General features: G+C 59.5%; 24 protein-coding genes. 17 read left to right on the top strand and 7 right to left on the bottom strand.

Going from position 1 to position 23072, the window contains the following annotated elements; all coding sequences use genetic code 11:
• Positions 1–9 precede the first annotated feature (9 nt).
• Both dinI and pyrC read right to left on the bottom strand, forming a co-directional pair.
• Positions 10–249: a DNA damage-inducible protein I gene (dinI, locus tag L085_RS19100; RefSeq protein WP_015377444.1), complete on the bottom strand. Its 240-nt coding sequence runs from the start codon at positions 247–249 to the stop codon at positions 10–12.
• Positions 250–324: 75 nt separating this feature from the next.
• Positions 325–1371 (bottom strand): dihydroorotase, encoded by a 1047-nt coding sequence (gene pyrC, locus L085_RS19095; RefSeq protein WP_004927803.1) that lies wholly within the window; start codon positions 1369–1371, stop codon positions 325–327.
• A gap of 213 nt (positions 1372–1584) precedes the next feature.
• On the opposite strand from pyrC, the gene L085_RS19090 reads away from it, so the two are divergent.
• On the top strand, positions 1585–1872 hold the full coding sequence (locus L085_RS19090) for a putative quinol monooxygenase (protein WP_015377446.1): 288 nt from the start codon (positions 1585–1587) through the stop codon (positions 1870–1872).
• A gap of 60 nt (positions 1873–1932) precedes the next feature.
• On the opposite strand, the gene rne is transcribed toward L085_RS19090, so the two are convergent.
• Positions 1933–5265: a ribonuclease E gene (rne, locus tag L085_RS19085; RefSeq protein WP_071841649.1), complete on the bottom strand. Its 3333-nt coding sequence runs from the start codon at positions 5263–5265 to the stop codon at positions 1933–1935.
• A gap of 552 nt (positions 5266–5817) precedes the next feature.
• Here rne and rluC point away from each other — a divergent pair.
• Positions 5818–6777, top strand: coding sequence for a 23S rRNA pseudouridine(955/2504/2580) synthase RluC (gene rluC / locus L085_RS19075; protein ID WP_004927787.1), 960 nt, complete (start codon positions 5818–5820; stop codon positions 6775–6777).
• A 6-nt stretch (positions 6778–6783) separates the two neighbouring features.
• Here rluC and L085_RS19070 read toward each other — a convergent pair whose 3' ends face one another.
• On the bottom strand, positions 6784–7365 hold the full coding sequence (locus L085_RS19070) for a nucleoside triphosphate pyrophosphatase (protein ID WP_044031480.1): 582 nt from the start codon (positions 7363–7365) through the stop codon (positions 6784–6786).
• Between the two features lie 141 nt (positions 7366–7506).
• On the opposite strand from L085_RS19070, the gene yceD reads away from it, so the two are divergent.
• From yceD to ptsG, 14 genes are all read left to right on the top strand, one after another.
• On the top strand, positions 7507–8028 hold the full coding sequence (yceD, locus tag L085_RS19065) for a 23S rRNA accumulation protein YceD (protein WP_004927780.1): 522 nt from the start codon (positions 7507–7509) through the stop codon (positions 8026–8028).
• Positions 8029–8044: 16 nt separating this feature from the next.
• A complete protein-coding gene (gene rpmF / locus L085_RS24845) occupies positions 8045–8212 on the top strand; it encodes a 50S ribosomal protein L32 (protein ID WP_004927778.1) in 168 nt (55 codons plus the stop codon).
• 11 nt (positions 8213–8223) lie between these two features.
• Positions 8224–9258: a phosphate acyltransferase PlsX gene (plsX, locus tag L085_RS19060; RefSeq protein WP_071841648.1), complete on the top strand. Its 1035-nt coding sequence runs from the start codon at positions 8224–8226 to the stop codon at positions 9256–9258.
• Positions 9259–9264: 6 nt separating this feature from the next.
• Positions 9265–10218 (top strand): beta-ketoacyl-ACP synthase III, encoded by a 954-nt coding sequence (locus L085_RS19055; RefSeq protein ID WP_033642683.1) that lies wholly within the window; start codon positions 9265–9267, stop codon positions 10216–10218.
• Between the two features lie 18 nt (positions 10219–10236).
• Complete coding sequence (fabD, locus tag L085_RS19050; protein WP_044031479.1) at positions 10237–11166, top strand: ACP S-malonyltransferase; 930 nt, start codon at positions 10237–10239, stop codon at positions 11164–11166.
• An 11-nt stretch (positions 11167–11177) separates the two neighbouring features.
• Positions 11178–11912: a 3-oxoacyl-ACP reductase FabG gene (fabG, locus tag L085_RS19045; protein WP_004928729.1), complete on the top strand. Its 735-nt coding sequence runs from the start codon at positions 11178–11180 to the stop codon at positions 11910–11912.
• A gap of 154 nt (positions 11913–12066) precedes the next feature.
• Entirely contained in the window at positions 12067–12303 is a 237-nt protein-coding gene (gene acpP / locus L085_RS19040; protein ID WP_004719003.1) for an acyl carrier protein, read from the top strand.
• An 82-nt stretch (positions 12304–12385) separates the two neighbouring features.
• Positions 12386–13627: a beta-ketoacyl-ACP synthase II gene (gene fabF, locus L085_RS19035; protein ID WP_033633355.1), complete on the top strand. Its 1242-nt coding sequence runs from the start codon at positions 12386–12388 to the stop codon at positions 13625–13627.
• A 145-nt stretch (positions 13628–13772) separates the two neighbouring features.
• Positions 13773–14570 (top strand): aminodeoxychorismate lyase, encoded by a 798-nt coding sequence (gene pabC, locus L085_RS19030; RefSeq protein ID WP_033642686.1) that lies wholly within the window; start codon positions 13773–13775, stop codon positions 14568–14570.
• Positions 14571–14583: 13 nt separating this feature from the next.
• Positions 14584–15609: an endolytic transglycosylase MltG gene (mltG, locus tag L085_RS19025; RefSeq protein WP_044031478.1), complete on the top strand. Its 1026-nt coding sequence runs from the start codon at positions 14584–14586 to the stop codon at positions 15607–15609.
• Entirely contained in the window at positions 15599–16237 is a 639-nt protein-coding gene (gene tmk / locus L085_RS19020; protein WP_044031477.1) for a dTMP kinase, read from the top strand. The genes mltG and tmk overlap by 11 nt, the downstream gene beginning before the upstream one ends.
• On the top strand, positions 16237–17244 hold the full coding sequence (gene holB / locus L085_RS19015; RefSeq protein ID WP_044031476.1) for a DNA polymerase III subunit delta': 1008 nt from the start codon (positions 16237–16239) through the stop codon (positions 17242–17244). Before tmk ends, holB begins: the two co-directional genes overlap by 1 nt.
• A 19-nt stretch (positions 17245–17263) precedes the next feature.
• Positions 17264–18040 carry a metal-dependent hydrolase gene (locus L085_RS19010; protein ID WP_033642690.1) on the top strand — a complete coding sequence of 259 codons (777 nt, stop codon included), beginning with the start codon at positions 17264–17266 and terminating at the stop codon, positions 18038–18040.
• Between the two features lie 343 nt (positions 18041–18383).
• On the top strand, positions 18384–19817 hold the full coding sequence (gene ptsG / locus L085_RS19005; RefSeq protein ID WP_044031475.1) for a PTS glucose transporter subunit IIBC: 1434 nt from the start codon (positions 18384–18386) through the stop codon (positions 19815–19817).
• Between the two features lie 56 nt (positions 19818–19873).
• Here the strand turns inward: ptsG and L085_RS19000 are convergent, their stop codons facing one another.
• Positions 19874–20239 (bottom strand): DUF4180 domain-containing protein, encoded by a 366-nt coding sequence (locus L085_RS19000; RefSeq protein WP_044031474.1) that lies wholly within the window; start codon positions 20237–20239, stop codon positions 19874–19876.
• Between the two features lie 14 nt (positions 20240–20253).
• Complete coding sequence (gene mntR / locus L085_RS18995; protein ID WP_015377460.1) at positions 20254–20724, bottom strand: manganese-binding transcriptional regulator MntR; 471 nt, start codon at positions 20722–20724, stop codon at positions 20254–20256.
• Between the two features lie 230 nt (positions 20725–20954).
• On the opposite strand from mntR, the gene L085_RS18990 reads away from it, so the two are divergent.
• The gene (locus tag L085_RS18990) at positions 20955–22259 is read left to right on the top strand and encodes an Nramp family divalent metal transporter (RefSeq protein ID WP_044031473.1); all 1305 of its coding nucleotides are present in this window, start codon (positions 20955–20957) and stop codon (positions 22257–22259) included.
• Positions 22260–22296: 37 nt separating this feature from the next.
• Here the strand turns inward: L085_RS18990 and L085_RS18985 are convergent, their stop codons facing one another.
• The gene (locus L085_RS18985; RefSeq protein ID WP_044031472.1) at positions 22297–23046 is read right to left on the bottom strand and encodes an SDR family oxidoreductase; all 750 of its coding nucleotides are present in this window, start codon (positions 23044–23046) and stop codon (positions 22297–22299) included.
• Between the last annotated feature and the right edge of the window lie 26 nt (positions 23047–23072).

Genomic DNA, 23072 nt, shown 5'->3' with positions numbered 1-23072 from the left:
ATTGCAGTGTTATTCTGCGCTAAACCATTCGTCTGCGCTTTCCCAGGTTTCCTGAAGGATTTCCTCGATCAGATCCCGGTCGGTTTTGGCGCCCCCCAGCACGGAGAGCCCGTTGGCGCCGGCATAACGTACGTGCACGACGGCGTCTGGAAACTGGCGGTTGACCCGCTTGCCCAGTTCTCCGGTCAGCGCCTCAATGGCGCCCGCCGGCAGCGGCCGGGTTTTATCTATAGTGACTTCAACACGCATAATTGCCCCCGAAGCGATTTACTGTTTATTTATACAGTTAACCGAGTGCGGGGGCAAGAGGGCGAAGCAAAAATATCAGTCTTTCAGCGACCAGTTCAGGGTTTCACCCGCCAGGAAGGGGATCACGGATTCATTGCCGAGGGCGATCTCTTCCGGCTGGGTGGTTGGCACGCGCTGCAGTTCGATGAAGTCTTCGTTGAGCGGCAGGCCATAGAAGCGCGGGCCGTTGAGCGAACAGAAGGCTTCAAAGTGTTCCAACGCGCCGAGTTGTTCGAACACGGCGGCGTAAGCCGGGATGGCATTCGGCGCGTTGAAGCAACCGGCGCAGCCACAGCTGGACTCTTTACGGTGCTTGAGGTGCGGCGCGGAGTCGGTGCCAAGGAAGAAGCGGTCCGAGCCGCTGGCCACCGCCTGACGCAGCGCCTCCTGGTGGACATTGCGCTTGAGGATCGGCAAGCAGAACAGGTGAGGGCGAATGCCACCGACCAGCATGTGGTTGCGGTTGAACATCAGGTGCTGCGGCGTGATGGTGGCGCCGAGGAAACGATTGCCTGCCTGCACATATTGCGCCGCTTCCTTGGTGGTGATGTGCTCGAAGACGATCTTCAGCTCAGGGAAATGCTGACGAATCGGTTCCATCACCTGTTCGATAAAGCGCGCCTCGCGGTCGAAGATATCGACGGCGGGATCGGTCACTTCGCCGTGGATCAGCAAAGGCATGCCGATTTTTTGCATCTGTTCGAACAGCGGGTAAATACCGGTCACGTCGCTCACGCCGTGGCTGGAGTTGGTGGTGGCGTTAGCCGGATACAGCTTGGCGGCAGTAAACACCCCTTGCTCGAAGCCGTTGACCAGTTCACTGGCCGCCAGGGAGTTGGTCAGGTAGCAGGTCATCAGCGGAGTGAAGTTGTGCCCCTGCGGGACCGCCGCCAGAATGCGATCGCGGTAGGCGCGCGCGGCGGCCACGGTCGTTACGGGCGGAACCAGGTTCGGCATCACGATCGCCCGGCCAAATACCTGACTGGTATAGGGCACCACCGTTTTCAGCATTTCATCGTCACGCAGGTGGATATGCCAGTCGTCTGGGCGGCGGATTTTCAGAACTTGAGGTTGTGCGGTCATCTAGCTAGGCTCCGGCGGTCAAATACGTCTAATGAAAAGCGAATAATGGGTTTATTCACGCCGGGGTGTAAGGATAAGCGGAAAGTGCCGCAGATGCATCTGTTTGTTGGCGACAAGTTGAAATCAATAGCGCGGCGGGCGCATAGTAACCGGGATTTCAACGATGCCGACGCCAATACCGTCGACCTTCATCAAGTGGAAAGGGAGAAAGCAATGGAAGTACGCGTTATCGCCACCCTGCAAGCGAAAGCGGGATTTGAAGCCGCCGTCAGCGAAGCGGTGCACGACATTATCGAGCCGAGCCGCCAGGAGTTGGGCAACCTGCAATATGACTTGCATCGCGATCTGGAAAAGCCGGGTGTTTTCGTGTTCTTTGAGCGTTGGGCCAGCAGTGAAGCGCTGGATAAGCATAATGAGACGGCGCATTTTCAGCAGTTCGTCAGCCGGCTTGACGGCAAGCTGGATGTTCTGGACATCAAAAAACTGAAGAAGATCGCCTGAGTATTTTACAGGCAAGAAAAAACCCGCCGATGGCGGGTTTTTTTAGGGGTGCAGATTAACTTATTCGTTAACCGGCTGCGGTTTGGTGGCCGGCGCGGTTGCCTGGCTCACCGCCGAATGGCCGCCTGCGGATCCTTTGCCTTCGAAGTTGAAGGAAGGGCGCTGCCAGTCGCTGTGCTTGCGTTCTTCCGGTACATAGGCTGGTGCCGGCGCTTTGGTCATCGGCGCAGTGGCGATGTGTTTGTACAGCACGTTCTGCACGGCTTTCACCGGCGCCGGCTGCTGAGCAACCACTGGCGCAGGGGCTGTTTCCACCGGAGCGGCTTCCACGGCTGCCGCCGCAGGTGCAGCTTCTACCACTGGCGTTTCTTCCGCTGGCGTGGCTTCTACCGGCGCAGTTTCGACCACAGGCTCGTCCTCCACCGATTTAGCTTCAACCACAGGCTCTGCAGCAACGGTTTCAACTACCGGCTCGGCTTCCACTGCCGGGGCAGTCTCTTCCACTTTCGGCTCTTCAACCGCGGTTTCCACCGGCGCCGGGGTTTCCTCGGCCGGGATAGCAACGACAGGCGCTACGGCTGCAGCTTCTTCCGTGACGGTGACGGCGGCAGTTTCAACGGCGGCTTCTGGTGCCGGTTCGTTGACGCTGGCCGCGGCCTGGGTTTCTTCCACGGCAACGTTGTGTTGTTCAACCGCTGCGGCGACAACCGGTGCCTGCTCTACGGCTTCGGTCTGCACTTCGGCTTCTTCAACCTGAGCGACCGGGTAGCTTACCCAGACTTTGCCCGATGCCATTTCCGGCGAAGCGAAGGCACCCGCCAGCGGCATTGGAGATTGCAGCGGGTAACGCTCATCGCGGTAACGACGGCGGCGCTGGCCGCTGACGCGCAGGTGGCGCGGTGAACGGCGGGAGCGGCGCGGCATGCCTTCGCCGTTGCCGCGGCTTTCGCCCTGGGCATCGTCTTCCGGCTGTGCGGCAACGGTTTCCGGCAGCAGCTTGACGCTGTCGTCGGCGGTCGGTTGCACGTCTTCGGCTTTCGCTACCGGCGCTTTCGGCGCCAACAGCTCTTCCGCTGCACGCTGCAGCTCTTCTTCCGCAGACAGGATACGCACTTTCTGCGTCAGCGTGCGGCGCTGACGGCGCTGCATGTTCTGCTGCTGGCGTTCTTCCTGCTCTTCGTCGGTGCTCTCGACCGCTTCAACGCTTTCCAGCGCTTTCACTTCCTGCTGAGCCTGACGTTTCTCTTCCTGACGGCGACGCTGGCGTTCAGCACGCTGCTCACGACGCTGCTGCTGATCTTCGCGCGGCGCTTTAGCGCTTTCTTCCGTTGCGGTTTCCTCCGCTACCGGCGCGTTCTGCTGCTGGTTGCGGCGGTTACGGCGCTGCTCATCGCGGGATTCACGCGATTCACGGCCTTCACGGTTCTCACGCGGTTCACGGTTGTCGCGCTCGCGATTGTCACGGCCTTCACCGCGCTCTTTACGCTCGCCGCGTTCCGGACGATCGCCACGCTCACCGCGCTCTTTACGGCCGGTGCCTTGGCGGCGCTGACCGCGACGATCCTGACGACGGTTTTCACCGTTGCCTTCCGCTTTCGGCGTTTCGGCCGGTTTGGCTTCTTCGACGGCAGGTTGTTCTTCACCGGCGAACAGGCTCTTCAGACCACCGAACAGGCGGCCCAGGAAGCCCGGATTGGCGGCGACCGGCGCTGCGGCTTTCGCCTTGGCGGCGGCAGCGACAGGTTTGGCCACGGCGACGGGCTCTTCAGCCGGCGGCGGCGCATCGGCGGACAGCGAGAAGGAAGCCAGGGCCGGTTGCTCCGGACGCTTGCGTTCCATCGGCGCATCTTCCAGCGGGCGCTCCATGTCTTCTTCGTGCAGCTTCGGCAGCAGGTAGCTGAGGGTAGAGGTTTCCTCGCCCTTGCGCACGCGCAGCACCGAGTAGTGCGGGGTTTGCATCTGATCGTTCGGCACGATGACGGCTTTCACGCCGCCCTGGCGTTTTTCGATCGCGCTGACGGATTCGCGCTTTTCGTTCAGCAGGTACGAAGCGACCTGAACCGGCACGATAGCGTGAACTTCTTTGGTGTTTTCCTTCAGCGCTTCTTCTTCGATCAGGCGCAGAATGGACAGCGCCAGCGATTCGTTGTCGCGAATGGTGCCGGTGCCGTTACAGCGTGGGCACACGTGGTGGCTGGACTCGCCCAGCGACGGGCTGAGGCGCTGACGCGACATTTCCAGCAGGCCGAAGCGGGAGATGCGGCCGATTTGGATGCGCGCGCGGTCTTGGCGCACGGCGTCACGCAGGCGGTTTTCCACTTCGCGTTGGTGGCGTACCGGCGTCATGTCGATGAAGTCGATGACGATCAGGCCGCCGAGGTCGCGCAGGCGCAGCTGGCGAGCGATCTCGTCCGCCGCTTCCAGGTTGGTGTTGAACGCCGTCTCTTCGATGTCGCCGCCGCGGGTTGCGCGTGCGGAGTTGATGTCGATGGCGGTCAGCGCTTCGGTACTGTCGATGACGATCGAGCCGCCGGACGGCAGGCGCACTTCGCGCTGGAAGGCGGATTCGATCTGCGATTCGATCTGATAGTGGCTGAACAGAGGAATTTCACCGCTGTACAGTTTGATTTTGCTGCTGAAATCCGGGCGACCCAGCGCAGCGATGTGCTCTTTGGCCAGATCGAGAATTTTCGGGTTGTCGATGAGGATTTCGCCGATGTCCGGGCGCAGGTAGTCGCGGAAGGCGCGCACGATAACGTTGCTTTCCTGGTGGATCAGGAATGGCGCAGGGCGGCCTTCGGCGGCTTTTTTAATCGCTTCCCAGTGCTTCAGACGGAAGGAAAGATCCCATTGCAGCGCGTCGGCAGATTTGCCTACGCCCGCGGTGCGAACGATCAGGCCCATGCCGTCCGGCAGCTGCAGCGAAGAGAGCGCTTCTTTCAGCTCGGTGCGATCGTCACCCTCGATGCGGCGAGAAATACCGCCGGCGCGCGGGTTGTTCGGCATCAACACCAGATAGCTGCCCGCCAGGCTGATGAAGGTGGTCAAGGCGGCGCCTTTGTTGCCACGTTCTTCTTTGTCTACCTGAACAATGACTTCCTGGCCTTCGCGCAGCACATCTTTGATGTTCGGGCGACCATGGGAAGAGTAATTGCTAGGGAAGTATTCGCGGGCGATTTCTTTAAGGGGGAGGAAACCATGTCGTTCTGCGCCGTAATCCACGAACGCTGCTTCAAGACTTGGTTCAATGCGGGTGATTTTGCCTTTGTAAATATTCGCTTTTTTCTGCTCATGACCCGGACTTTCGATATCCAAATCATACAGCCGCTGTCCATCTACGAGGGCAACACGCAACTCTTCCTGCTGAGTTGCGTTAATCAACATTCTTTTCATCTTAACTTACTCGTTATTTTTACATTATCGACAAAGCTGCGGGCAAAATAACCTCATGGCCGGAGTTAAACCGAAAGCCCCGTGTCTTCTCGCAAAGTCGTCAACCTCACGGTTGTCGCCTGCATAGGGGCGCATTATCTCGGTAAGCCTGCTTTTCTTTGTGAAAGACAGCACTTTTACTAGGGGAATAGCCTCTGATTTACGTCGACAGATCTGATTCCATTTGCCGGCCAAGCTGCAACCCGCAGCCCGCTAATTGTTTGATTTCGCATTACGTCTTACGCCATTGCTGCGTTTTTGCGCGATCAGACAAATTTTATAATTCCACCGTTTTCCCTGTTTAACGAGAATCAACGCGGAAACTGACTGCATTATTCCACTGCTGATGCCGTTATAGCAAGGTGACTTTTCCTTAACTGCGGAAGAAATCGCAAACGTTCAAATCGGCTTGCTGCCTTATTGTCCGCTGGGGTTTCGCCCGCCGTCAGAGAGACAGTTAAGCACAGAAAAAGATGTGGCGCTATTCACGCGCTCTATTTAGAATCCCGCACCATGAAAACGAACAATCCAGCAGTACAATTCATCACGATTTCCGACGACGAAGCCGGTCAGAGAATCGACAACTTTCTGCTCGCTCGCCTGAAAGGCGTGCCGAAGAGCATGATTTATCGCATCGTGCGCAAAGGCGAGGTGCGGGTTAATAAAGGGCGCATCAAGGTCGAATACAAATTGGCGGCCGGCGACGTGGTGCGCGTGCCGCCGGTGCGCGTGGCCGAGCGCGAAGAGGCGCCGGTGTCGGCGAAGCTGGATAAGGTGGCGGCGCTGGCCGACTGCATTCTGTATGAAGATGACCACCTGCTGATCCTCAACAAGCCTTCCGGCACCGCGGTGCACGGCGGCAGCGGCCTGAGCTTCGGCGTGATTGAAGGGCTGCGGGCGCTGCGCCCTGAGGCCCGTTTCCTGGAGCTGGTGCATCGGCTCGATCGCGATACCTCCGGCGTGCTGTTGGTCGCCAAGAAGCGTTCCGCGCTGCGTTCGCTGCATGAGCAACTGCGGCTGAAGGGCATGCAGAAAGATTATCTGGCGCTGGTGCGCGGCCAGTGGCAATCCCACTGCAAGGCCGTACAGGCGCCGCTGCTGAAAAACATTCTGCAAAGCGGCGAACGTATCGTGCGCGTCAACAGCGAAGGCAAGCCTTCGGAAACCCGCTTCAAGGTGGAGGAGCGTTACGAATTCGCCACCCTGGTGAAGGCCAGCCCAATCACCGGGCGTACCCACCAGATCCGCGTGCACACCCTGCATGCCGGGCATCCGATCGCCTTTGACGATCGCTACGGCGACCGCGAGTTCGATCGTCAACTGGCGGGTACCGGCCTGAAGCGTCTGTTCCTGCACGCCGCGGCGCTGCGCTTCGAGCATCCGGCCACCGGCGAAACGATGCGTATCGAAGCGCCGATGGACGAAGAGCTGCGTCACTGCCTGCAAGTGCTGCGCCGGCAGGCCGCCAAATAATCCGCGTCACACCAGCGGGTTGATGCCTTCAGCCCGCAACATCTCCAATAGCGCGATCAACGGCAGGCCGACCAGGGCGTTCGGATCCCGGCCTTCCAGCCTGTCGAACAACGCGATCCCCAACCCCTCGCTCTTGAAACTGCCCGCGCAGTTCAGCGGCTGCTCCAGACGCACATAGGCGGCGATCTCCGCTTCGCTCAGCGCGCGAAAATGCACGTGGAAAGGCTCGCACAGGGCCTGCAGCTGCTTGCTGCGGCCGTTGTACAGCGCTAGGCCGGTATAGAAGGTCACGGCCTGGCTGCTTGCCTGGCGCAGCTGCGCGCGGGCGTTTTCCTCGGTATGGGGCTTGCCGGTGATGCTGCCATCGATCACGCAGACCTGATCGGAACCGATGATCAGATGCTCGGGGTAGGCGAGGGCCAGCGCCTGAGCCTTCGCTGCCGCCAGGCGCAGCACCAGCGCTTCGGCGCCTTCGCCCGGCAGCGGGGTTTCATCCACCTCCGGCGCGGCGCAGTCGAACGGCAACTGCAGTTTCTCCAGCAGCATTTTTCGATAGGGGGAGGTGGAGGCTAAAAGCAATCTCTGCATAATTTTTTTCGCAAACCGTAGCGTAAATGGGTACGGCATTTTAAACTGTCGGCCGCTGTGGAAGCGAATATTGGTGAAAGGAGCCGTTTTACGGCCTTTTTCTTTGACTCTATGTCGTTACAAAGTTAATATGCGCGCCCTATGCAAAAGGTAAAATTACCCTTGACCATTGATGCGGTACGTACCGCTCAGAAACGCCTGGACTATGCTGGTGTCTATGCGCCTGAGCAGGTTACTCGTGTTGCCGACTCCGTGGTCAGTGTGGACAGTGATGTTGAGGTGTCGTTGTCGTTTAATATCGACAATCAACGCCTCGCGGTGATAACAGGGCATGCGGACGTCACGGTAACGTTGATGTGCCAACGCTGTGGAGTCCCGTTCGAACATCAGGTTCACACAACATATTGTTTTAGCCCGGTCGTCAATGATGAGCAGGCTGAGGCATTACCGGAAGCGTACGAACCGATCGAAGTTGACGAGTTTGGCGAAGTCGATCTGTTGGCAATGATTGAAGATGAAATTATTCTTTCACTGCCTGTCGTTCCGGTACATGAATCTGAACACTGTGAAGTGTCCGAAGCGGACATGGTATTTGGCCAACTGCCTCCCGAGGCAGAGAAACCGAATCCGTTTGCCGTATTAGCCAGTTTAAAGCGTAAGTAATTGAGGAGTAAGGTCCATGGCCGTACAACAGAATAAACCAACCCGTTCCAAGCGTGGCATGCGTCGTTCTCACGATGCTCTGACCACGACTACTCTGTCTGTAGACAAAGTATCCGGTGAAACTCACCGTCGTCACCACATCACTGCCGACGGTTTCTACCGCGGTCGCAAGGTTATCGGCTAAGTAGCGATACCTTGACTCGTCTAACCCTGGCGTTAGATGCAATGGGCGGGGACTTCGGTCCCTGCGTCACAGTGCCTGCTTCGTTGCAGGCACTGGCCTCTAATTTACAGCTTCATCTCTTGCTGGTCGGTAATCCCGACGCCATCTCCCCTTTGCTTGCCCACGCCGATCCGGTTCTTCTGGAGCGTCTGCAAGTCGTGCCCGCCGAGTCTGTGATCGCCGGCGACGCCAAACCCTCACAAGCGATACGCGCCAGCCGCGGCACGTCGATGCGCATTGCGCTCGAACAGCTCAGCAGCGGCAACGCGCAGGGCTGCGTCAGCGCCGGCAATACCGGCGCGCTGATGGGATTGGCGAAGCTGTTGGTCAAGCCGTTGGAGGGCATTGAGCGCCCGGCGCTGATGACGGTGATCCCGAACCAGCAGCGCAGCAAAACCGTGGTGCTGGATCTGGGCGCCAACGTCGAGTGCGACAGCACCATGCTGGTGCAGTTTGCCGTGATGGGCGCGGTGATGGCGGAAGAGGTGATCGGCATTGCGCAACCGCGGGTGGCGCTGCTGAATATTGGCGAAGAAGAGACCAAAGGCCTGGATAATATCCGCGAAGCGGCCGCGGTGCTAAAAAATACTCCGGCAATCAACTATATTGGTTACCTGGAAGGAAACGAACTGCTCACCGGCAAGACCGATGTGTTGGTCTGCGACGGCTTCGTGGGCAACGTCACGCTGAAAACCATGGAAGGGGTGGTCAGGGTGTTCTTATCGCTGCTGAAATCGTCCGGCGATGGAAACAAGCGAGCCTGGTGGCTGAAATTATTGGGCCGTTGGTTGCAAAAACGGGTGGTCAAGCGGTTCGGCCACCTGAACCCCGACCAGTATAATGGCGCATGTCTGTTAGGATTGCGCAGCACCGTAGTCAAGAGCCACGGCGCTGCGAACCCTCACGCGTTTGCAGTCGCAATCGAACAGGCTGTGCAGGCGGTGCAGCGGCAAGTCCCGGAAAGGATTGCTGCGCGCCTTGAGGCTGTATTACCTAAGAGTGACTGATCGTACATGTATACAAAGATTCTCGGTACGGGGAGTTATTTGCCCGTACAAGTGCGCACCAATGCTGATTTGGAAAAAATGGTGGATACCTCTGACGAGTGGATCGTCACGCGTACCGGTATTCGCGAACGTCGCATCGCCGCTGCGGATGAAACCGTCGCGACGATGAGCTTCCAGGCCGCTGAGAAAGCGCTGGAAATGGCAGGTGTGGCTAAAGAAGACATTGGGCTGATCGTCGTGGCGACCACCACGACGACTCACGCGTTCCCGAGTGCGGCGTGCCTGGTGCAGCAAATGCTCGGCATCAAAGACTGCGCGGCGTTCGATCTGGCTGCGGCCTGCGCCGGCTTTACTTATGCGCTCAGCGTGGCCGATCAGTACGTGAAAAACGGCGCGGTCAAACATGCGCTGGTTATCGGCGCGGACGTCTTGTCGCGCACGCTGGATCCTGAAGATCGCGGCACCATCATTCTGTTTGGCGATGGCGCAGGGGCGGTGGTGCTGGGGGCTTCTGAAGAGCAGGGCATTCTGTCTACCCACCTGCATGCCGACGGCAGCTACGGCAGCCTGCTGACGCTGCCTTACAAGGATCGTCAGAATCAAGACAAGCCGGCCTATGTCACCATGGCGGGCAATGAAGTTTTCAAGGTTGCGGTCACCGAACTGGCACGCATCGTCGATGAGACGTTGCAGGCCAACAACATGGACCGCAGCGAGCTGGATTGGCTGGTGCCGCACCAGGCCAACCTGCGCATCATCAGCGCAACGGCGAAAAAACTGGGCATGGGGATGGACAAAGTGGTGGTGACGCTCGATCGTCACGGCAACACCTCTGCCGCCTCGGTGCCTTCCGCACTGGACGAAGCCGTGCGAGACGGGCGAATTCAGCGCGGCCAGCTGGTGCTGCTGGAAGCCTTCGGCGGCGGCTTTACCTGGGGCTCGGCGCTGGTTCGTTTCTGATTTGAACAGGAATAAAAAATGACGCAATTTGCTTTTGTTTTCCCAGGCCAGGGGTCGCAGGCCGTTGGCATGCTGGCCGAATTGGCCGCACAGTTCCCGATCGTCGAAGAGACTTTCGGCGAGGCCTCTTCCGCGCTGGGTTACGACCTATGGCCGCTGGTGCAGCAAGGCCCGGCGGAAGAGCTGAACAAGACCTGGCAGACCCAACCGGCTCTGCTGGCGGCTTCCGTGGCGATTTTCCGCGTGTGGCAGCAGCAGGGCGGTAAAGCGCCCGCATTGATGGCGGGCCACAGCCTGGGCGAATACTCGGCGCTGGTCTGCGCCGGCGTGCTGGACTTCAAGGCGGCGATCCGCCTGGTCGAGCTGCGCGGCAAGCTGATGCAGGAAGCGGTGCCGGAAGGCACCGGCGCTATGTACGCCATCATCGGCCTGGACAACGACGCGATCGCCAAGGCGTGCGAAGAGTCCGCGCAGGGACAGGTGGTTTCTCCGGTCAACTTCAACTCGCCGGGCCAGGTGGTTATCGCCGGCAATAAAGAAGCGGTTGAACGTGCAGGCGCCGCCTGTAAAGCGGCCGGCGCCAAACGTGCGCTGCCGCTGCCGGTGAGCGTGCCTTCGCACTGCGCGCTGATGAAACCGGCCGCCGACAAGTTGGCCGTGGCGCTGCAGGACATCACCTTCAACGCGCCTCAGGTGCCGGTGGTGAACAACGTCGACGTACGCACCGAAAACGATCCTGAAGCGATCCGCAGCGCGCTGGTGCGTCAGCTGTACAGCCCGGTGCGTTGGACCGAAAGCGTAGAATTTATCGCAGCACAGGGAGTGACGTCGCTGCTGGAAGTGGGGCCGGGCAAAGTGCTGACCGGTCTCACTAAACGTATTGTTGACACCCTGACGGCTGCGGCGGTGAACGACACCGCCAGCCTGTCGGCGGCGCTTGAACAATAAAGAGGAAAATGATGAGCTTCGAAGGTAAAATCGTTCTGGTCACCGGCGCGAGCCGCGGTATTGGCCGAGCTATTGCAGAAACGTTTGTGGCCCGCGGCGCCAAAGTGATCGGCACCGCGACCAGCGAGAGCGGCGCTGAAGCGATCAGCGGCTACCTGGGCGCAAACGGCAAAGGGTTTATGTTGAACGTTGTTGATGCGCAATCTATCGACAGCGTGCTGGCATCGATTCGCGCCGAATTTGGCGAAATCGACATTTTAGTGAATAATGCCGGCATTACGCGTGATAACCTGCTGATGCGTATGAAGGATGATGAGTGGGAGGATATCCTCGACACTAACCTGACTTCCGTATTCCGCCTGTCAAAAGCGGTAATGCGCGCTATGATGAAAAAGCGGTTTGGCCGTATCATCACCATCGGTTCCGTTGTCGGCACCATGGGGAACGCAGGGCAGGCGAACTACGCGGCGGCTAAAGCCGGTCTGATTGGTTTTAGCAAATCTTTGGCACGTGAAGTTGCTTCTCGTGGCATTACGGTCAACGTCGTGGCACCTGGCTTTATTGAGACGGACATGACACGGGCGTTGACAGATGATCAACGCGCAGGCATTTTGTCATCAGTTCCAGCCAACCGGCTGGGCGATGCTAAAGAAATCGCCAGCGCTGTTGCATTTTTGGCCTCTGATGAGGCCGGCTATATCACCGGTGAAACGTTACATGTCAATGGCGGCATGTACATGATTTAAAAAATGTGAAAACCATTTGCGTTATTTGAGGCAAAAACCGCAAAATAGCGTAAAATCGTGGTTTGACCAGCCGGGATTTAGTTGCATCTTTTTCAGCATTTTATACACTACGAAAACCATCGCGAAAGCGAGTTTTGATAGGAAATTTAAGAGTATGAGCACTATCGAAGAACGCGTTAAGAAAATCATTGTTGAGCAACTGGGTGTTAAACAGGAAGAAGTTTTGAACAACGCTTCTTTCGTTGAAGATCTGGGCGCTGATTCTCTTGACACCGTTGAGCTGGTAATGGCACTGGAAGAAGAATTCGACACCGAGATTCCAGACGAAGAAGCTGAGAAGATCACTACTGTTCAGGCAGCTATTGATTTCATCAACGCTAGCCAGCAGTAAGAGAACATATCTAGGCGGTCGTTCGACCGCCTAAGTTTTTTCTATCCCTAGTGTCATATTTTTCCCTCCCTGGAGGACAAACGTGTCTAAGCGTCGAGTAGTTGTGACCGGACTGGGCATGTTGTCTCCTGTCGGCAATACGGTAGAGTCCACGTGGAACGCTCTTCTTGCCGGTCAGAGTGGCATCAGCCTGATCGACCATTTCGATACCACTGCCTATGCGACCAAGTTTGCTGGCCTGGTAAAGAATTTTAATTCTGAGGATTTCATCTCTCGCAAAGATGCGCGCAAGATGGACGCCTTTATCCAGTACGGTATCGCTGCCGGCATGCAAGCCATGCAGGATGCAGGTCTGGACATCACCGAGGCTAACGCCAGCCGCATTGGAGCCGCGATCGGTTCCGGCATCGGCGGCCTGGGTTTGATTGAAGAAAACCACAGTTCACTGGTTAACGGTGGCCCACGGAAAATCAGTCCGTTCTTCGTGCCTTCCACCATTGTGAATATGATTGCAGGTCACCTGACAATCATGTACGGCATGCGTGGCCCAAGCATTTCCATCGCCACCGCCTGTACTTCAGGTGTACACAACATCGGCCATGCCGCGCGTATCATTGCTTACAATGATGCGGACGTGATGCTGGCCGGTGGGGCAGAGAAAGCCAGCACCCCATTGGGCGTCGGCGGCTTTGGCGCAGCGCGCGCCCTGTCCACCCGTAATGACAACCCGCAGGCGGCGAGCCGTCCGTGGGATAAAGACCGCGACGGCTTCGTGTTGGGCGACGGCGCCGGCATGATGGTGCTGGAAGAGTACGAACACGCGAAAAAGCGCGGCGCGAAAATCTACGCCGAAGTGGTTGGCTTTGGGATGAGCAGCGATGCTTATCACATGACGTCACCACCGGAAAACGGCGCTGGCGCCGCGTTGGCGATGGAAAATGCCCTGCTTGACGCCGGTGTGACCCCATCACAAATCGGTTACATCAACGCACACGGCACCTCTACGCCGGCGGGTGACCAGGCGGAAGCGCAGGCGGTGAAATCCGTGTTCGGCGCCGATGCAGAGCGCGTGCTGGTGAGCTCGACCAAATCGATGACCGGCCACCTGTTGGGTGCGGCGGGCGCGATCGAGTCCATCTTTACCGTGCTGGCGCTGCGCGATCAGGCGGTACCGCCGACCATCAACCTGGATAACCCGGATGAAGGTTGCGATCTGGACTTCGTGCCTCATGAAGCGCGCCAGGTCAGCGATATGGAGTACACCCTGTGTAACTCCTTCGGCTTCGGCGGCACCAACGGCTCGCTTATCTTCCGCCGAGTGTAACTCGCGAGGTTGTTCGCTGATGAAAAGCCCGGTTTTTTAACCGGGCTTTTTTACGCCTGGCGTCCGGCCGTCAGCAGGGCTGCGTATTGCCTCGCCGCCTGTTATTCTGCGAGCGTAATGAAATCACCCGGCAACCGGAGGAAGCATGTACTGGATTAACGGACAACGCCACGATGCGCTGGCGCCGAGCGATCGTGGTCTGCAGTTCGGCGACGGCTGCTTTACTACCGCCCGGGTTATCGACGGTAAAATCGAGCTGCTGCCCTGGCATCTGGAGCGGCTGCAGCAGGCGGCCCAACGGCTGATGCTGCCCGCCACCGATTGGCCGGCTTTCGAGCGCGAGATGGCGCAGGCGGCAGAATCAATTTCGCTCGGTGTGGTCAAAGCGATACTGACGCGCGGCAGCGGTGGACGAGGTTACAGCCCGACGGGGTGCGAAAACCCGACGCGCATCGTCGCCCGCAGCAGCTACCCTGCGCACTATTTGCAATGGCGCGAGCAGGGCATCACGCTTGCGCTCAGCCCGGTGGCGCTGGCGCGCAATCCGCTGCTGGCGGGGTTGAAGCATTTGAACCGCCTGGAGCAGGTGCTGATCCGCGCGCATCTTGACCAGACGGCCGCCGACGAGGCGCTGGTGCTTGACACTGCCGGTATGCTGGTGGAATGCTGTGCGGCTAATTTGTTCTGGCGTAAGGGAAAAGCGGTGTTTACCCCGGATCTGAGCCAGGCGGGCGTCGCGGGCCTGATGCGGCGACGGGTGATCGCGTTGCTGGCGGGATCGGAATACCGTCTGCACTGCGTCAGCGAGCCGCTGGAGACGCTGGCCGATGCCGACGAAGTCTTGGTGAGCAACGCGCTGATGCCGCTGCTGCCGGTAAACGTTGCTCAATCATGGCGTTATCATTCGCGCCAGCTGTATGATTTTTTGCGTCCACACTGTTAACCATGGCTGATTGATGAAGAAAAGAAAGCTGAAGGTCCTGTCTGTTATTGTTGTTCTGGCATTGGCGCTGCTGTTTTGGGGCTACCAGAAGATCGAACGCTTTGCCGATACGCCGCTGGCTATCCAGCAAGAGACTATCTTCAAACTGCCTGCCGGCACTGGCCGGGTGGCGCTGGAAGGGTTACTGGTGCGCGATAAACTGGTGCGCAGCGGCCGCTGGTTCCAGTGGCTGCTGAAACTGGAACCGGAGCTGGCGGAGTTCAAGGCCGGAACCTACCGGTTCACGCCGGGCATGACGGTGCGCCAGATGCTGAAACTGTTGGCCAGCGGCAAAGAGGCGCAGTTCACCGCGCGCTTTATCGAAGGCTCACGCCTGCGTGACTGGCAGCAGGTGCTCCAGCAGTCCAAATACCTGAAACACACTCTGGCGGGCAAAAGCGACGCGGAGATCGCCGCCGCGCTCGGCATTGCTGCAGGAGAAACCCCGGAAGGGCGGCTGTACCCGGATACCTACCAGTATACCGCCGGCATGAGCGACATCGCGCTACTCAAACGCGCCCACGTCCGCATGAACAAAGCGCTGCAGGCCGCCTGGGACGGCCGCGACACCAGTCTGCCGTACAAAACGCCGGAAGAGCTGCTGACCATGGCATCGATCGTCGAGAAAGAGACCGCCGTGCCGGAAGAGCGCAGCAAGGTGGCGTCGGTGTTCGTAAACCGTTTGCGCATCGGCATGCGTCTGCAGACCGATCCGACGGTGATCTACGGCATGGGCGAGCGCTATAATGGCAACATCACGCGCAAGGATCTGGAGACGCCGACGCCTTACAACACCTATGTGATCGCCGGCCTGCCGCCAACGCCGATCGCCATGCCGGGCGAGGCCTCGCTGCAAGCGGCCGCCAATCCGGCCAAAACGCCATATCTCTATTTTGTCGCCGACGGCAAGGGTGGGCATACCTTCACCACCAATCTGGCGAGCCATAACCAGGCGGTGCGCGTGTACCGTCAGGCGTTAAAGGAAAAGAATGAAAAGTAAATTCGTTGTAATCGAAGGGCTGGAAGGCGCGGGCAAAACCACCGCGCGCGACACGGTAGTCAATGTGCTGCGTGAACATGGCATCAACGACATCGTTTTCACCCGCGAGCCGGGCGGCACTCCGCTGGCGGAGAAGCTGCGCGACCTGTTCAAGCGCGGCATCGACGGCGAATTGCCGACCATCAAGGCCGAAGTTTTGATGCTGTACGCTGCGCGCGTGCAGCTGGTGGAAACCGTGATCAAACCCGCCCTGGCGCGCGGCGCCTGGGTGGTGGGCGATCGCCACGATCTCTCTTCACAAGCCTATCAGGGCGGCGGCCGTGGAGTGGATCCGCAGCTGATGACCTCGCTGCGCGACACCGTGCTGGGGGATTTCCGCCCGGATCTGACGGTCTATCTCGATCTGCCGCCGCTGGTCGGCCTGCAACGCGCGCAGGCGCGCGGCCAGTTGGATCGCATCGAACAGGAGGCGCTGCCGTTCTTCGAACGCACCCGCGCTCGCTATCTCGAACTGGCGGCGCAGGACGAAACGATCGTCACCGTCGACGCGGCCCAGCCGCTGGAACAGGTGACTGCGGCGATCCGCGACTGCGTCAGCCACTGGCTGCGGCAGCAGGAAGGCGCATAATGAACTGGTACCCGTGGCTGAATGGCCCTTATCGCCAGCTGATTGGGCAGTACGCCGACGGCCGTGGCCATCATGCGCTGCTGCTGCATGCGGCGGCGGGCAACGGTGACGATGCGCTGGCCTACGGCCTGAGCCGTTGGTTGATCTGCCAACAACGCAACGGCGAAAAAAGCTGCGGCGAGTGCCACAGCTGCCGGCTGATGCTGGCGGGCAATCACCCGGATTATCACGTGCTGGCGCCGGAAAAGGGCAAGAGCAGCCTGGGCATCGAACCCATCCGCCAGGTGATTGAAACGCTGTACGCCCACGCGCAGCAGGGCGGCGACAAGGTGATTTGGCTGCCGCAGGCGGAACAGCTGACCGAGGCGGCGGCCAACGCGCTGTTGAAAACGCTGGAGGAGCCGCCGGAGAAAACCTATTTTCTGTTGGGTTGCCGTGAACCGTCGCGGCTGATGGCGACGCTGCGCAGCCGCTGCCTGTACTGGCATTTGGCCAGCCCGGATGAGCAGCTCAGCCTGCAGTGGTTGGGCCGGCAGGCGGCGGGCTCTCAGACAGACCGAGTCACGGCGCTGCGCCTGCACGACGGCGCCCCCCTGGCCGCCGAGCAGCTGTTGCAACCGCAGCAGTGGCAACAGCGCGGCGCCCTGTGCGCCGCATTGAGCGCCGCGCTGCCGCAACGCGATATGCTGTCGCTGTTGCCGGTGCTAAACCATGAAGACGTCGCCGAACGCCTGCATTGGCTGTGCGCGTTATTGGTGGACGCAATGAAGTGGCAACAGGGCGCGCATCACTATGTATTGAATCAGGATCAGCAACCGCTGGTGCATCAGCTGGCCAGCCTGCTGAGCAGCGCTTCGCTGCAACAGATTGTGCAGCAGTGGCTGAACTGCCGTCACCAGCTGCTCAGCGTGGTGGGCGTCAACCGCGAGCTGCTGCTGACCGAACAGTTACTTCGCTGGGAACAGATGCTTGGTGCCGCCGGCTATTCCCAACCTCATTCGCTGTAAAGTAAAAGAGTTAAAAATTATGTTGTTAGTCGATTCTCATTGCCACCTTGATGGCCTGGATTACCAAACGCTGCACCAGAATGTGGACGACGCGCTGGCCAAGGCCAAGGCGCGCGACGTTGGCTATGTGCTGGCGGTCGCCACCACGTTGCCGGGTTACCGTTCCATGACCGAACTGATCGGCGAGCGCAACGATGTGGCTTTCTCCTGCGGGGTGCATCCGCTTAATCTGGAAGAGGGCTATGATTACGCCGAGCTGCGTCGCCTGGCGGCGGCGGAGCGGGTAGTGGCGCTGGGAGAGACCGGGCTCGATTACTTCTACCAGAAAGACAACCTTGAGCTGCAGCAGGACTCTTTCCGCGAACATATCCGCATTGGCCGTGATCTGAACAAGCCGGTGATCGTCCACACCCGCGAGGCGCGCGCGGACACGCTGGCGATCCTGCGTGAAGAGAACGCGCAAGACTGCGGCGGCGTGCTGCACTGCTTCACTGAAGATTTGGCCACGGCCGAAGCCTTGCTGGATCTGGGCTTCTACATCTCCTTCTCCGGCATCGTCACCTTCCGCAATGCTGAACAGCTGCGCGAAGTGGCACGCTACGTGCCGCTGGATCGCATGCTGGTGGAAACCGACTCGCCTTATCTGGCGCCGGTGCCGCATCGCGGCAAAGAAAACCAACCCGCCTATGTGCGTGATGTGGCTGAATACATGGCGGTATTGAAGGGCGTCAGCCTGGAACAGCTGGCCGAAGCGACCACCGCCAACTTTTCACGCTTATTTCACCTCGAACTGTGATCTTTGGCCTAGGCTATAGCGGTAGGTCATTGTCTGCGTAATTTTTTTTAAGCTCGTAATTAATCACTGAAACGGGTAAGGTTCGCTCCCGTTTCAGGGTGATTGGCGCGCGTTTTTTGCTCTGTTTTGCCAAAAAAACGCCGGTTTATGCAAAGTTGTCGCGGCTCGATCATCGAAACGTGATTGTCATCAAACATTGCGCAGGCTATTTATTTTACTCTGCGTAATAAATTCAAGGGGTGCTCAGACACCCTGAATTGCAGGGGTTTTTCTCCCCCCCTTGCAGCGCGACCAATCGCGACAAGAAGTAGCAAAGCATTATTACTCAGGAGCACACTCAACTATGTTCAAGAACGCATTTGCAAACCTGCAAAAAGTAGGTAAATCGCTAATGCTGCCGGTGTCCGTGTTGCCTATCGCAGGTATCCTGCTGGGCGTCGGTTCCGCCAACTTTAGCTGGCTACCTGCGGTAGTCTCCCACGTGATGGCGGAAGCGGGCGGTTCGGTCTTCGCCAACATGCCGCTGATTTTCGCCATCGGCGTCGCCTTGGGCTTCACCAACAACGACGGCGTTTCCGCGCTGGCGGCAGTGGTGGCTTACGGCATCATGGTGAAAACCATGGCGGTGGTTGCGCCGCTGGTGCTGCACTTGCCGGCTGAAGAAATTGCGGCCAAACACCTGGCGGATACCGGTGTGCTCGGGGGGATTATCTCCGGCGCCATCGCGGCCTATATGTTTAACCGCTTCTTCCGCATTCAACTGCCGGAATACCTGGGCTTCTTTGCCGGTAAGCGTTTCGTACCGATCATTTCCGGTCTGGCGGCGATCGTTCTGGGCGTAGTGCTGTCCTTCATCTGGCCGCCGATCGGTACGGCTATCCAGACCTTCTCGCAGTGGGCGGCTTATCAGAACCCGGTAGTGGCCTTCGGCATCTACGGCGTGGTTGAGCGTGCTCTGGTGCCGTTCGGTCTGCACCACATCTGGAACGTCCCGTTCCAAATGCAAATTGGCGAGTTCACCAACGCGGCGGGCCAGGTATTCCACGGTGATATCCCTCGCTACATGGCGGGCGACCCGACCGCGGGCAAACTGTCCGGCGGCTTCCTGTTCAAAATGTACGGTCTGCCTGCTGCGGCCATCGCCATCTGGCACTCGGCCAAGCCGGAAAACCGCGCGAAAGTCGGCGGCATCATGATCTCCGCCGCGCTGACCTCGTTCCTGACCGGTATCACCGAGCCGATCGAGTTCTCCTTCATGTTCGTCGCGCCGATCCTGTATGTGATCCACGCTATCCTGGCCGGCCTGGCGTTCCCAATCTGCATCCTGTTGGGCATGCGTGACGGCACCAGCTTCTCGCACGGTCTGATCGACTTTATCGTACTGAGCGGCAACAGCAGCAAAATCTGGCTGTTCCCAATCGTCGGCATCGTCTACGGTCTGGTGTACTACACCGTCTTCCGCGTGCTGATCGCCAAGCTGGATCTGAAAACGCCAGGCCGTGAAGACACCGCTGCCGAGCAGTCTGCGCAGGGCGGTTCCGAAATGTCCGCGGCGCTGGTTCAGGCCTTCGGCGGCAAAGAAAACATCACTAACCTGGATGCTTGCATCACTCGTCTGCGCGTCAGCGTGGCCGACGTGTCCAAAGTTGACCAGGCGGGCCTGAAGAAACTGGGCGCAGCCGGCGTAGTCGTCGCTGGCTCCGGCGTGCAGGCCATCTTCGGCACCAAGTCCGACAACCTGAAAACCGATATGGACGAATACATCCGTAATCACTGATTCAGGCAGGGGAGTTACCAAGGGAGGCGAAAGCCTCCCTTTTTTATTGCCTGCTTTCAGGCGCCAAGGCGCTGTTCGAGCTCGGCGAGAGAAGGGAGGAACCAGACCTGTTCGCCGCGATTGGCTTCACGCACAAAGTCTTGCAGCGCGTTGCTTTGTGCCAGCCAGGGAGTGATATCGCCCAGCAGCGCCACACGCAGGCGGTAGTTGATGAATTTCTGCAATATGGCGCCGGCCACGCCGCTCCTCAGCTGGAAAAAGGCGGCGTCCAGGCGGCTGACGGGGAGGACGATCATCCCGGCCTCGTGTTCAAAGGCGGGCGCGATAAACAGGCTGACGTCATTTTCATCTTTCAGCATCGGCCCGGCCTCGGCGAAAACCACCAGGCGCAGATCATGAATTTGCTGCACGGCGTAGCTCATCGGCGCTCCGGGGCTCAGGGTTTGGCGTGCTGCTGCAGGTAGTGCTCGAACACCGCCAGCGTTTCGTCCGAGATATGGTGTTCAATCCCTTCGCTGTCCAGCTCGGCGGTTTCGCTCGGCACCCCGAGGCACATCAGCAGATCGACCACGATGCGGTGACGGCGGCGCACCTTCTGCGCCAGCTGCTCGCCTTCCTCGGTTAGAAACACCCCGCGATAAGGGCGCGACTCCACCAGCCCGGCGCTTTTCAGCCGCGCGATATTTTTGATCGCCGTCGGGTGAGACACGCCGAAACGGCGCGCGATATCGGTGGTTCTGGCTTCGCGGGTGCTTTGCAGCAAATCGGCGATCAGCTCAACGTAATCTTCGATCAGCGCATTGGACTGCGCTTCGCGGGCGCGGCTAAAACGCAGGGCGTGCTCGGCCTCGTCCGGCATGTCGGTCAGGGCGGAGCGGTCGGCGTTATCTGGCGCGCGGGTAACCATAGCGTGGGGCGTCCTGTAAGCATAAAAATGGCGTCTCCCGGCAATGCGGGGAGGGTTGCCCTAAGTTAGTCCAAATAGCACACATTATCAATTCGATGCCACGCATTGTGGTAGTTAGAAATATCTCTACACAAAGCCAATGAATTTCGCCTGTTGCATAAAGTGTAGCCGATGCTACATTGTCAGCATGATCGGTGGAAAAATAACCAGCAAAAGATTAAGGGCAATTCATGCGTGACGCGGCAACCCCCTCATCGTTAACCGAACGGACCAACATCGCGATTGGCGCCGCCCTTGCCGGACGCAAGCGCGGTGCCTTCACGCCGTTGCTGTTCGCCGGCCCGGCGGTGATTGCCTCTATCGCCTATATGGATCCCGGTAATTTCGCCACCAACATTCAGGCCGGGGCGAAATACGGCTACAGCCTGCTGTGGGTGGTGGTGATGGCCAACCTGATCGCCATGCTGTTTCAGGCGCTGTCGGCCAAACTGGGCATCGTCACCAACCGCAATCTGGCGGAAATGTGCCGCGACCAGTTTTCACGGCCGGTGGTGATCGGCATGTGGCTGCTCAGCGAAGTGGCGGCGATGGCCACCGATCTGGCGGAGTTTCTCGGCGGGGCGATCGCGCTGGCGCTGCTGTTCCATATGCCGCTGCTGGCGGGGATGGGGGTGACGGCGGTGATCACTTATGCGCTGCTGATGGTGGAGAAAAAAGGTTTCCGCCCGGTCGAGCTGATGATTGGCGGTCTGGTGGGCATCATCGCGCTGTGCTACCTGGTGGAGATGTTCATCGTACCGGTGGACTGGCAGGCGGCCGGCCTCGGCATGGTGACGCCGCAGTTGCCGGATGCCCAGGCGCTGACCATCGCTGTCGGCATTATCGGCGCCACCGTGATGCCGCACGCCATTTTCCTGCACTCGGGATTGACTCAGCACCGCAGCCCCGCCAGCGGCAACGGCGAGCGGCGCAAGCTGCTGCGTTTTTCCAATATTGAAGTGGTGATCGCGCTGGCGCTTGCCGGGCTGGTGAATATTGCGATGGTGATCATGGCCTCGAGCGCCTTCCACGCCGGTAACAGCGACGTGGCCGAAATCGGCACCGCCTACCATACGCTGACGCCGCTGTTCGGCGCGGCGGCGGCCGGCATCTTCCTGGCGTCGCTGATCGCCTCCGGCATTTCCAGCTCGGTGGTGGGCACCATGGCCGGGCAAATGATCATGCAGGGCTTCGTCGGCTTCCGTATCCCGGTGTGGGTGCGCCGCTTGGTGACCATGGTGCCGGCGTTTATCGTGGTGGCGATGGGCGTCAATGCCACCGACGCGTTGGTCTACAGTCAGGTGGTGCTGAGCCTGGCGCTGCCGGCGCCGATGATCGCGCTGGTGATGTTCACCCGCCGCCGCGACATCATGGGCGAGTTCGCCAACGGCCGCTGGACCAGTCTGGCGGCGGTGACCGGCACGGTGGTGATCGTGCTGCTCAACGTGGTGTTGCTGCTGCAGACTTTCGGCGTCGATATCCCTGGACTGGGGTGATCTTGCGGGCCGCGCGGGGCGCGGCCGCGTCGCTAAATTATAAATTCCCCACGCCGCCGTCCATTTGCAGCTCGGCACCGACCATAAAGGCCGACTCATCCGCCGCCAGAAACACCGCCGCTTTGGCCAGCTCCAGCGCGCTGCCCATGCGGCCGATCGGCACCAGCGCGCGGATATCGTCGCGCAATGCCTGCTCGTCCGCTTCCGCCAACCCCAGTTTACCCAATGCCGGGGTTTCGGTCGGGCCGGGGCTGAGGCCGTTGACGCGAATGCCGCGCGCGTGCAGCTCGCCGGAGAGCGTTCTGGCCAAAGATAGCAAACCGGCTTTGCTGGCGGCGTAGGCGCTGCTCTGCGGCAGGCCGATATGGGCGCTGACCGAACCGCACAGGATCACCGAAGAAGGGTTGGCCAGCAGCGGCAGCAGCGCCTGGATCAGAAAGAACGGCCCCTTCAGGTTGATGTCCATCAGCCGCTGATAGCTTTGCTCATCCCACTCCTGCAGCGGGCGGTGCGTGACGTCGCCGGCGTTGATGTACAGCACGTCCAGCCGCGGCCAGCGCTGCTCCAACTGCTGCGCCAGCGCGCGCTGCTGTGGGATGTCGCCGGCGTCACTCAGCAGCAACAGCGCCTTGTCCGCCAATGCCTGGCCCGCCGTGTCCAGGGCGCGTTGGCTGCGGCCGGTGATCGCAACCAAAGCGCCCTCGGCGATGAACTGGCGGGCGGTTTCCAGCCCGATGCCGCTGGTGCCGCCGGTAATCAATGCGTATTTGCCTTGCAGTCGTGACATAACCGATTCCTCTTTAGCGTCAGTTG

Source organism: Serratia sp. FS14, from assembly GCF_000695995.1.
GTDB classification, from domain to species: Bacteria; Pseudomonadota; Gammaproteobacteria; order Enterobacterales; family Enterobacteriaceae; genus Serratia; species Serratia nematodiphila.
The sequence above is the reverse complement of the archived record's forward strand: the minus strand, read 5'-3'. Positions and strand labels throughout refer to the sequence as shown.

Bases quoted from the DNA above. Each gene is read 5' to 3' on its own strand.
- mntR (WP_015377460.1), bottom strand. From the start codon at position 20,724: ATGGTTACCCGCGCGCCAGATAACGCCGACCGCTCCGCCCTGACCGAC.
- rpmF (WP_004927778.1), top strand. From the start codon at position 8,045: ATGGCCGTACAACAGAATAAACCAACCCGTTCCAAGCGTGGCATGCGT.
- mltG (WP_044031478.1), top strand. From the start codon at position 14,584: ATGAAGAAAAGAAAGCTGAAGGTCCTGTCTGTTATTGTTGTTCTGGCA.
- L085_RS19010 (WP_033642690.1), top strand. From the start codon at position 17,264: ATGTTGTTAGTCGATTCTCATTGCCACCTTGATGGCCTGGATTACCAA.
- rluC (WP_004927787.1), top strand. From the start codon at position 5,818: ATGAAAACGAACAATCCAGCAGTACAATTCATCACGATTTCCGACGAC.
- L085_RS18990 (WP_044031473.1), top strand. From the start codon at position 20,955: ATGCGTGACGCGGCAACCCCCTCATCGTTAACCGAACGGACCAACATC.
- yceD (WP_004927780.1), top strand. From the start codon at position 7,507: ATGCAAAAGGTAAAATTACCCTTGACCATTGATGCGGTACGTACCGCT.
- pabC (WP_033642686.1), top strand. From the start codon at position 13,773: ATGTACTGGATTAACGGACAACGCCACGATGCGCTGGCGCCGAGCGAT.
- L085_RS19000 (WP_044031474.1), bottom strand. From the start codon at position 20,239: ATGAGCTACGCCGTGCAGCAAATTCATGATCTGCGCCTGGTGGTTTTC.
- tmk (WP_044031477.1), top strand. From the start codon at position 15,599: ATGAAAAGTAAATTCGTTGTAATCGAAGGGCTGGAAGGCGCGGGCAAA.
- L085_RS19070 (WP_044031480.1), bottom strand. From the start codon at position 7,365: ATGCAGAGATTGCTTTTAGCCTCCACCTCCCCCTATCGAAAAATGCTG.
- L085_RS19055 (WP_033642683.1), top strand. From the start codon at position 9,265: ATGTATACAAAGATTCTCGGTACGGGGAGTTATTTGCCCGTACAAGTG.
- rne (WP_071841649.1), bottom strand. From the start codon at position 5,265: ATGAAAAGAATGTTGATTAACGCAACTCAGCAGGAAGAGTTGCGTGTT.
- holB (WP_044031476.1), top strand. From the start codon at position 16,237: ATGAACTGGTACCCGTGGCTGAATGGCCCTTATCGCCAGCTGATTGGG.
- fabG (WP_004928729.1), top strand. From the start codon at position 11,178: ATGAGCTTCGAAGGTAAAATCGTTCTGGTCACCGGCGCGAGCCGCGGT.
- L085_RS19090 (WP_015377446.1), top strand. From the start codon at position 1,585: ATGGAAGTACGCGTTATCGCCACCCTGCAAGCGAAAGCGGGATTTGAA.
- L085_RS18985 (WP_044031472.1), bottom strand. From the start codon at position 23,046: ATGTCACGACTGCAAGGCAAATACGCATTGATTACCGGCGGCACCAGC.
- pyrC (WP_004927803.1), bottom strand. From the start codon at position 1,371: ATGACCGCACAACCTCAAGTTCTGAAAATCCGCCGCCCAGACGACTGG.
- ptsG (WP_044031475.1), top strand. From the start codon at position 18,384: ATGTTCAAGAACGCATTTGCAAACCTGCAAAAAGTAGGTAAATCGCTA.
- acpP (WP_004719003.1), top strand. From the start codon at position 12,067: ATGAGCACTATCGAAGAACGCGTTAAGAAAATCATTGTTGAGCAACTG.
- fabD (WP_044031479.1), top strand. From the start codon at position 10,237: ATGACGCAATTTGCTTTTGTTTTCCCAGGCCAGGGGTCGCAGGCCGTT.
- dinI (WP_015377444.1), bottom strand. From the start codon at position 249: ATGCGTGTTGAAGTCACTATAGATAAAACCCGGCCGCTGCCGGCGGGC.